Source organism: Novosphingobium sp. (assembly GCF_019748365.1).
GTDB lineage: Bacteria > Pseudomonadota > Alphaproteobacteria > Sphingomonadales > Sphingomonadaceae > Novosphingobium.
Genome location: NZ_JAIEPN010000172.1, coordinates 19,568 through 28,573 on the forward strand (window position 1 = coordinate 19,568; position 9,006 = coordinate 28,573).

The 9,006-nt window shown below is 65.9% G+C and carries 6 protein-coding genes; 3 read left to right on the forward strand and 3 right to left on the reverse strand.

Features of this window, described 5'->3' with window-relative positions; genetic code table 11:
• Positions 1–32: 32 nt before the first annotated feature.
• Complete coding sequence (gene gltX / locus K5Q19_RS18740) at positions 33–1,358, forward strand: glutamate--tRNA ligase (protein WP_292948373.1); 1,326 nt, start codon at positions 33–35, stop codon at positions 1,356–1,358.
• Positions 1,359–1,431: 73 nt separating this feature from the next.
• On the opposite strand, the gene K5Q19_RS18745 is transcribed toward gltX, so the two are convergent.
• From K5Q19_RS18745 to K5Q19_RS18755, 3 genes are read right to left on the reverse strand one after another with little or no spacing between them, the layout of a single operon-like run.
• Positions 1,432–1,992 (reverse strand): YqgE/AlgH family protein, encoded by a 561-nt coding sequence (locus K5Q19_RS18745; protein WP_292948374.1) that lies wholly within the window; start codon positions 1,990–1,992, stop codon positions 1,432–1,434.
• Positions 1,989–4,736, reverse strand: coding sequence for a [protein-PII] uridylyltransferase (locus K5Q19_RS18750; protein WP_292948376.1), 2,748 nt, complete (start codon positions 4,734–4,736; stop codon positions 1,989–1,991). The genes K5Q19_RS18745 and K5Q19_RS18750 overlap by 4 nt, the downstream gene beginning before the upstream one ends.
• Positions 4,737–4,752: 16 nt before the next feature.
• The gene (locus K5Q19_RS18755) at positions 4,753–6,468 is read right to left on the reverse strand and encodes a class I adenylate-forming enzyme family protein (protein ID WP_292948378.1); all 1,716 of its coding nucleotides are present in this window, start codon (positions 6,466–6,468) and stop codon (positions 4,753–4,755) included.
• A 217-nt stretch (positions 6,469–6,685) separates the two neighbouring features.
• Between K5Q19_RS18755 and lgt the strand changes: the two genes are divergently transcribed.
• Both lgt and K5Q19_RS18765 read left to right on the forward strand, forming a co-directional pair.
• Positions 6,686–7,600 carry a prolipoprotein diacylglyceryl transferase gene (gene lgt / locus K5Q19_RS18760; RefSeq protein ID WP_292948384.1) on the forward strand — a complete coding sequence of 305 codons (915 nt, stop codon included), beginning with the start codon at positions 6,686–6,688 and terminating at the stop codon, positions 7,598–7,600.
• A 9-nt stretch (positions 7,601–7,609) separates the two neighbouring features.
• On the forward strand, positions 7,610–8,704 hold the full coding sequence (locus K5Q19_RS18765) for an SAM-dependent methyltransferase (protein ID WP_292948380.1): 1,095 nt from the start codon (positions 7,610–7,612) through the stop codon (positions 8,702–8,704).
• The last annotated feature ends 302 nt before the right edge of the window (positions 8,705–9,006 follow it).

Here is a 9,006-nt window from a genome sequence, read left to right on the forward strand (position 1 = left end):
CCCGGTGCACGAGCGCCGCTATAGGCAAGCACATGACGGTCACCACCCGCTTTGCACCCTCGCCCACGGGCACGCTCCATGTCGGCAATATTCGCACGGCGCTGCACAACTGGCTGCTGGCGAAGAAGAGCGGCGGGCGGTTCCTGCTGCGGATCGACGACACCGATGCGGCGCGCAGCCGCGAGGAGCATGTCGAGGCGATCCGCGCGGATCTGGCGTGGCTGGGGCTGCATCCTGAGCGCGAGGAACGGCAGTCCGCGCGCTTTGCGATCTATGAAGCGGCGTTCGAAAAGCTTATCGCGGCGGGGCGGCTCTACCGCTGTTACGAGACAGCGCAGGAGCTGGACCTCAAGCGCAAGGTGCTGTTGGGGCGCGGGCTCCCGCCGATCTATGACCGCAGCGCGCTGAAGCTGACCGAGGCCGATCACGCGGCCAGGGCCGCTGCGGGCGAGCGGCCACATTGGCGCTTCCTGCTTGATCATGATGCGCCGATCGAATGGGTGGACGGCATCCGCGGGCCGCAGCATTTCGATCCGCGGCAGATGTCCGATCCCGTAGTGCGGCGGGCGGACGGTTCGTGGCTCTACATGCTGCCCTCGGTGATCGACGATATCGAGATGGGCGTCACCGACGTGCTGCGCGGTGAGGACCATGTCTCCAATACGGCGACCCAGGTGCAGATGTTCACCGCGCTGGGTGCGCCGGTACCACGCTTTGCCCATGAGGCGCTGCTGACGGGCGCGGAGGGCAAGCTTTCCAAGCGGCTCGGTTCACTCGGGGTACGCGAGATGCGTGAGAACGGGATCGAGTCGGAAGCGCTGATTGCACTGCTGGCGCGGCTGGGGACCAGCGATCCGGTCGATCCGGCACTCGATGCTGAGGCATTGGCGGCGAGTTTTGATCTGGCGCGCTTTGGCCGGGCACCGGCGCGGTTCGATGATGCGGAACTGGCACGCGTGAATGCTGCAGTAATCCACCGGCTGCCCTTTGCGCGCGTGGCGGACCGGCTGCCGGAAGGCATGGGCGAAGCCGCGTGGGACGCGATCCGGGCGAACCTGAACACAGTGGCCGAAGCGGCGGAGTGGTGGCGGGTGGTGACGGGACCGGTCGACGCGCCTGAGTTCGATGCAGAGACGCGGGCGTTTCTGGATCAGGCAGCAGGTCTGACTGCGGCGCTCGAATGGGTAGAGGATCCTTGGGGCGCGCTGACAGCCGCGCTGAAGGAAACCACGGGGCGCAAGGGCAAGGCCCTGTTCCTGCCGCTGCGGCAGGCGCTGACGGGGATGGACCATGGACCGGACATGAAAGCGCTGTTGCCGCTGATCGGGCGGGATGAGGCGGTTAAGCGGTTGGGGTAGAAAGAAGACCCCTCCGACCTGCCTTCGGCAGGCCACCTCCCCATTTGTGCTGCGCAAAAATGGAGAGGACCGGCTAGGCGCGGCCGGTCTGGCTGACGAGGTGCGAGGGGTCGATGCCTTCAGCGCGCCAGGTGGCGGCCCAGCGGGCGGCGACCGAGGTTTCGAACAGGATGTCGCTGTGCCCTCTCGCGGCGTACCAGCCGTGCTGGCGCATTTCGCCTTCGAGTTGCCCGGCGCCCCAACCCGCGTAGCCCAGCGCGACAAGCCATTTCGATGGACCACGCCCCTCGGCAATCGCGCGCAACACATCCATCGATGCGGAAAGTGCGCAAAGCGGTTTCACTTCGACGGAGCCGCTGCCGCCCCAATCGGTGCTGTGGAGCACGAACCCCCGCGAGGTTTCGACCGGACCGCCATTCAGCACCGGGCTATCTGGTGCGACGCCGGGATCGATGCCGACATCGGTCAGCAGGCTGTGCAGCGTCACGCCTTCACGCACGCTGCCGATCCCGATGCCGAGCGCGCCGTGCTCATCGTGGACGCACATCGCGATTACGGCGCGTTCGAAGCGGGGATCGCCCATGCCGGGCATGGCGAGGAGGATGCGGCCGGCAAGGTACTGTGCGTCGGTCATGCCGCAGCGGCCTTGGCGCGCCGGTCCTCCGCCGCTTCGATAAGGCGCTTCTCGATCGCGCGCATACGGCTGTCCGCCTCGATCTTCTCGCCAAGCAGATCGGTGACGTAGAACGTATCAACCGCGCGCTCGCCGTACGTCGCGATGTGGGCGGAGTGGACGACGAGCCGGGCCTCGAACAAGGCGCGCGCCAGCTGGCTGAGGAGCGCCGGACGGTCGCGCGCGCCGACCTCGATCACGGTGAAGCGGTTGGAGGCCTTGTTGTCGAAGATGACAATGGGTTCGACCTCGAAAGCCTCGGCGCGCGGCCGGGCCGAAGGACGCGCGGCGAGCTGGGGCAGGAGCTTGACCCGGTTGGCGAGGGCATCGGCAATGGCATTCTTGAGCCGGGCGATCTGCGCCGGTTCGTTGAGCGGGCGGCCCAAGGGGTCCTGCACGAGGAAGTTGTCGACCGCGAGGCCATTGCGCGCGGTGTGGATGCGCGCGTCGATGATGTTGCCACCCGCGAGGTGGATCCCGCCCGCGATGCGGTAGAACAGGCCCGGGTGATCCGCGGCAAGCACGGTGACGAGCGTTGCGCCGCGCGCCGGGTACCAATGCGCTTCGACCGTCAGCGGCTCGTCGAGCGAGATATCCATCTGCTGGAGATTGAGCGCGATGATGTCTTCGGGCTCGGCGATCCAGTAGGCATCGCCAAGCTGGCGACCGACCGTGCCGATCAGCGCGTCGCGCTCCTTGAGCAAGGTAGCGACGGCCTTCTTCTTGGCGGCGATGCGCTCGGCGCGGCCATGCTGCTTGTGGCCGAGGCGCAGGACTTCCTCAGCCGAAATGAACAAGTCGCCCAGCAACTGCCGCTTCCACGAGTTCCAGATGCCAGGGCCGACGGCGCGGATATCGACGATGGTGAGGACCAGCAGCAGGCGCAGGCGCTCCTGGCTCTGCACGCGCCCTGCGAAATCGGCGATGGTCTTGTAGTCGGCCAGATCGCGCTTGAAGGCGGTGGCGCTCATCAGCAGATGCCAGCGCACCAGCCAGGCGACGAGCTCGGTTTCCGCAGGAGACATACCGAGGCGCGGGCACAGCTTCATCGCAATCTCGGCGCCGAGAATCGAGTGATCGCCGCGCCGGCCCTTGGCGATATCGTGGAGCAGGGTCGCGACATAGAGCACACGGCGCGAGGCGACCTTGGCGATAACCTCGCTCGCCAGCGGGTGCTGCTCGGTCTCCTCGCCCTTTTCGATGCGCGAGAGCAGGCCGATGGCGCGGATGGTATGCTCGTCCACCGTGTAGTGGTGGTACATATCGAACTGCATCTGCGCGACGACGCGGCCGAAATCGGGGACGAAGCGGCCGAAGATTCCGGCTTCGCTCATCCAGCGCAACGCGGTTTCGGGATCGTGGCGGCTGGTGAGCAGCTCCATGAACATCGTGTTGGCGCGCGGATCGCGGCGCACGGAGGCATCGATCAGGGCGGCATCACGGCGGGCAAGGCGCATCGCTTCGGGATGGATTTCGAGGCCCTCGCGATCGGCGACGAGGAATATCTCGATCAGGCGGACCGGATCGCTGCGGAAGAAATCATCGCCATCGGCGCCGAGCTTTTCGGCCTGGATCGGGAACGCACCGATCTTGCGTTTGCGGCGGCCACGCAGCGCCGCGAAAAAGCCGACGCGGGTCTTGGCGAACTGTTCATCGAGCTGGGCGAGGAACATGCCGGTGAGCGAGCCGACCTGCGTCGCCTGCAGGAAGAAGTACTGCATGAACCGCTCGACCGCGCTCTTGCCCGGGCGGTCAGCGAAATTCATGCGCAGCGCCACTTCGCGCTGGAGATCGAAGGTCAGGCGGTCTTCGGCGCGGCCAGTGACCGAATGGAGATGGCAGCGCACCGACCAGAAGAAGTTCTCGGCACGGCGGAAGGCGCGATACTCCGCCGCCGTGAGCAGGCCGACGCCGACCAGTTCGCTCGGATCGCGGACTTTGTGGATGTATTTGCCGATCCAGTAGAGTGTGTGCAGATCGCGCAGGCCGCCCTTGCCTTCCTTGACGTTAGGCTCGACCACATAGCGGCTGTCGCCCAGCTTCTTGTGCCGCTCGTTGCGCTCGGCCAGCTTCTCGGCAACGAACTGGCGCTCGGTTCCGGTGACGACTTCGGCCCAGAAGCGGCGCGCGCTTTCCTCGTAAAGCGCGCGGTCGCCCCAGACATAGCGGCCTTCGAGGAGCGCGGTGCGGATGGTGAGATCGCTGCGCGCCATGCGCACCATTTCGTCGAGCGAGCGGCTGGACTGACCGACCTTCAGGCCAAGATCCCAGAAGAAATAGAGCATCGCCTCGATCACCTGCTCGCACCAGGAGGTGGGCTTGATCGGGGTGAGGAAGGCGATATCGACGTCGGAATGCGGCGCCATCTCGCCGCGGCCGTAGCCGCCGACGGCGACCAGCGCGATGCGTTCGCCGGTCGAACGATTGCTGGCCCGGTAGACATGGCCGACGATGTGATCGTGGATCACGCGCACCAGCTGATCGATCAGGAACGCCTGCCCCTGCGCGCACTCGGTACCGTGCGAAGGCCGCGCGCGGAGGCGGCGCGCAAGTTCCTCGCGACCATTGGCGAGTGCTTCGCGCAGAAGCTCTACAACCGCCGGACGAGCCTTGTCCCCTTGCGCGGCGACGCGCTCGGCAATGGCATCGGCGAGCGCCCGGCGATCGATGATGGCGCGCTGGTTGGGAATCCGGGGGGTGATCATACCCCGCTTCTCTATCCTATCCCGCCTTTCGCGTCTCTTGCCATTGCGCCCCGTAACGCTGCTTGAGGGTGCGTTTGTCCACCTTTTCCGTGCCGAGGCGCGGCAGCGCCTCGTGCTCCTGCCAGAAGCGGACCGGGATCTTGAAGGCGGCGATATGCGCGGCGAGGAAGGTGCGCAGGTCCTCCTCGGTCACCGTGGCGCCGTCCTTGGCGAGGTAGACCGCCACCGGAACCTCGCCATAGAGCTCGTCCGGCAGGCCGAACACGCTGGCTTCGGCAACGCCGGGGTGCGAGTAGATCGCGTTCTCGACCTCGATGCAGGCGATGTTCTCGCCGCCGCGGATGATGATTTCCTTCTTGCGGTCGACGATGAAGAGATAGCCCTCGGCATCGAGGTAGCCGAGATCGCCGGTGCGGAAGTAGCCATCGGGCATGATCGCGGCGGCCGTCGCTTCCGGGTTATCCCAGTAGCCGAGGAAGTTCGCGACGCTGCGGATCGCGACTTCGCCAAGCTGGCCCTGCGTAACCGGCTGGCCGGAATCGTCGAGAATGGCAAGATCGACCAGCGGGCGCGAGGCCGTGCCGGTGCTGCCCGGCTTGGCGATGTAGTTCTCATTGAAGTTGCCGCAGCCGACGCCGTTGGTTTCGGTGAGCCCATAGCCGAGGATCGGGAAAGCGTGCGGCAGCGCCTTGCGGATACGGTCGACATGCTCGACCGGGCGCGGGGCGCCACCGGCGGCGAAGGTGACGCAGGTGGAGAGATCGTACTTGTCGTGATCGGGATGCGTCGCGATCTCGTAGCTCATCAGCGGGACGCCGACGAAGTAGGTGACCTTCTCGCGCTCGATCAGCTGCATCGCGGTGACGGCGTCCCACTTGGGCATGAGCACCAGTTTGCGGCCGAGCGCATAGGACTGGAGCATCAGCGGCACTTCGCCGGTGACATGGAACAGAGGCACGTTGACGAGAGCGATCGGCTGCGAACCGGCGGGAGGCGCTTCGCCGCGCGCGGTCATGAGGCTGAGGACCATCACGCTCTGCGCAAGGTAGCTGTAAGTGCCCTGCACAACGCCGCGATGGTTGGAGTAGGCGCCCTTCGACACGCCGGTCGAACCCGAAGTGAACAGGATCGTGGCGAGATCGTCCGGCCCGACTTCGTGCAGCGGGGTGCTGGCGTCGCCGCCTTTGGCCGTGAGCGCGGCAAGCCCTTCGGCAGGCGGGCAATCATGGACGAGCGGAATGATCTCGGCGCCGTGAGCGATGCCGCCAAGGCGCTGCGCGCGCTGGTGGTCGGCGATGATCATGCGGCAGCCGACCATGTCGATGCCGTGCGCCATCTCCTCGCCCTGCCACCAGCCGTTGATCAGCACGGCACAGCCACCGGCCATGAGCACGGCCATGTAGGCAACGATCCAGTTGGCGGAGTTGCGCGCGGCGATGCCGACACGGTCGCCCTTCTGCAGGCCATGCCCCGCAACGAGGCCGCCCGCCGCGATGCGCGCGGCTTCGAGCGTCTGCGCAAAAGTGAGGCGCACATCGCCATCGACGATGAATTCCTTGGCTCCGTGGAAGGTGCAGAACTGGGTGAAATAGGCGCCCAGAGTGGGCGGGGCCGCCGCGATCATCGGCAGGTCGCGGCCGAATGCCTGGAAGGGCGTGGTTGCGAGCATGCCACCGGGGGCGGTCAGTCCGTCCATCACTTGGGCAAGATCCCGATCAAGCTGGGTCAACATGGGTCTGTTATCGCTCCTCTCCGCCCAAATTCGGCATAGCCCATGCAATGGGTTACCGGTTTGGGGGCTATCTTGTTGTTCGGCCCGTTATTGGGTTTGCCTCCCGGGTTTGCCCTGTGCCAGAAGGCCGCGCAAGGTCGCGGCGCCCGCGGCACAAAACAAAACCGTTCCGTTACAAATCCCATCGTTGCCAAATCACTAGGGAGCTTGGCCCTTGCTGTCACTATCGGCCGCCGCAGCCGCATCCCCAGCCCTTGCCGCCGCGGGTCATCAACCGCTGCACTGGGAGAGCCTTGGCCTCTCGCCCATTGCGATCGACCTCGGGTTCTTTGCGATCAAGTGGTACAGCCTTGCCTATCTGGCGGGGATCATGCTGGCCTACTTCCAGCTCGGCCGGATGATTCGCCAGCCGGGCGCGCCGCTGGCGCAGCGCCATGCAGACGACCTTTTCTTCTACGCAACGCTCGGCGTCATCCTTGGCGGGCGGCTGGGCTATGCGATCTTCTACGCGCCTGAATTGCTTACCAATCCTGCGCGGCTGATCCGACTGTGGGAAGGGGGCATGAGCTTCCATGGCGGACTTATTGGCACCGTGCTCGCAATCGCCTGGGTGTCCTGGCGCGGCGGACTGAACTTCGTTCGGGCCTGCGATTACATCGCCGTCTGCGTGCCGCCGGGGCTTTTCTTCGGGCGCTGTGCCAATTTCGTGAACGGCGAGCTGTGGGGCCGGGTGACCGATTCGAAGGTGCCTTGGGTCATGGTGTTCCCCGGTGCCGGACCAATGCCGCGCCACCCGAGCCAGCTTTATGAAGCGCTGCTGGAAGGCCTTGTGCTGGGCGTGATCCTGTTCGTCCTGTTCTGGCGGACCCGGGCGCGCTGGCGGCCCGGTTTGCTGGTGGGGCTGTTCACGCTTGGCTATGCAATGGCCCGCTTCACGGTCGAGTTCTACCGCGAGCCCGATGCCCAATTGCTTGATTTCGCGATGCGCAGCGGGCTTTCGATGGGCCAGTGGCTGACTCTGCCGATGATGGCGATCGGGCTGGGTTTTGCCTTCCGTGCGCTGATGCGCCCGCCCCTTGCCGTGACAATCCAGCCGACTGGGCAACCGGCGGGGCAGACTGTCGTTTCCTGAGCGGCAGCGATGACGGGCGAAGGGCATGGCGCGCCGGGCGGGCTCGCGGCGGTTTTTGCGCGGCTCATCGCGGCGACCGGGCCGATTTCCATTGCGCACTACATGGCTGAGGCCAACGCGCGCTATTATGCGTCGCGCGATCCGCTGGGAACGGCGGGAGACTTCGTGACGGCTCCGGAGATCAGCCAGATGTTCGGCGAGCTGATCGGTCTCTGGCTTGCCGATATCTGGCAGCGCGCGGGGCGTCCGCAACCGATATGCTACGTGGAGCTGGGACCGGGGCGCGGGACGCTGGCGCGCGATGCCCTGCGGGCAGCGAGCAAGGCAGGTCTCGTGCCGGAAATCCATTTCGTCGAGACCAGCCCTGCACTCAAGGCCATGCAGCGCGCGGCGCATCCCGGTGCGGTCTGGCACGATGATCTGTCAGGTTTGCCCACCGATCAGCCGCTGCTGATAGTTGCCAACGAATTTCTGGATGCACTGCCGGTGCGGCAGCTGGTGCGAACGGGGGGCGGCTGGCGCGAGCGCATGGTGGGGCTCAACGCGGAGGGCGCGTTCATCCCGGTCGCGGGTACGCGGCCGATGGAAGCGGCGGTGCCTGAGCACTATGCAGATGTCGGTGAAGGCGCCATCGTCGAGACATCCCCGGCCTCCGCAGCCATGGTGCAGGAAGTGGCCTCTCGCCTTGTCGCACAGGGCGGCGCGGCGCTGTTCATCGACTATGGCTATGCCGCGCCTCAGCTGGGCAGCACTCTGCAGGCGGTGCGCGCACACCGGAAGGTGAACGTGTTTGCCGAACCCGGCGAGGCCGACCTGACCGCCCATGTCGACTTTGGCACGCTGGCGCAGGTGGCCGAGCAGGCAGGCGCGCGCTGGCTGGGAACAAGCGGACAAGGCGCATGGCTTGCCGCACTCGGGATCGGTGCGCGGGCAGGCAGCCTCGCGCGGGCCGCACCCCATGCTGCGGAGGCGATCGAGGCTGCGACGATCCGTCTAACCGCGCCGGACGAAATGGGCACTTTGTTCAAAGTCATGGGCCTCGCCGCGCCGGGATGGCCCGATGGGGCAGGCCTCAGCCGAGTCAGGTCGGGCACGGTCGTTTGATACTTTGTCACACCGCAGCAAGACCGGTGCTGCGAATGACTCGCAATAATTATGCAAGTCCCTGTTTAAAATGCGATTAGCCGCCTTGCATTCACGGCAAAATGCTTGTTGGCAAACGCAAGGCTTTGCGTCTATCAGGCGCGCCCAAGGGGACCGGACTCTCGCTGTTTGGCGAGGCTGGTGCGGTATGGCTGGGTAAGCGTCCCTTTGGGCACTTTCCCGCCAGATCGGTGTGGGACATTTTAGGACACGCTATCGCGCCCGATCCGTGGCGGCGGCAGCGCAGGCAGGGAATGGCAATG

What these genes read in the sequence shown, in the direction of transcription:
- K5Q19_RS18750 (WP_292948376.1), bottom strand. Translation starts at nt 4,736, where the DNA reads ATGATCACCCCCCGGATTCCCAACCAGCGCGCCATCATCGATCGCCGG.
- K5Q19_RS18765 (WP_292948380.1), top strand. Translation starts at nt 7,610, where the DNA reads ATGACGGGCGAAGGGCATGGCGCGCCGGGCGGGCTCGCGGCGGTTTTT.
- K5Q19_RS18745 (WP_292948374.1), bottom strand. Translation starts at nt 1,992, where the DNA reads ATGACCGACGCACAGTACCTTGCCGGCCGCATCCTCCTCGCCATGCCC.
- K5Q19_RS18755 (WP_292948378.1), bottom strand. Translation starts at nt 6,468, where the DNA reads ATGTTGACCCAGCTTGATCGGGATCTTGCCCAAGTGATGGACGGACTG.
- gltX (WP_292948373.1), top strand. Translation starts at nt 33, where the DNA reads ATGACGGTCACCACCCGCTTTGCACCCTCGCCCACGGGCACGCTCCAT.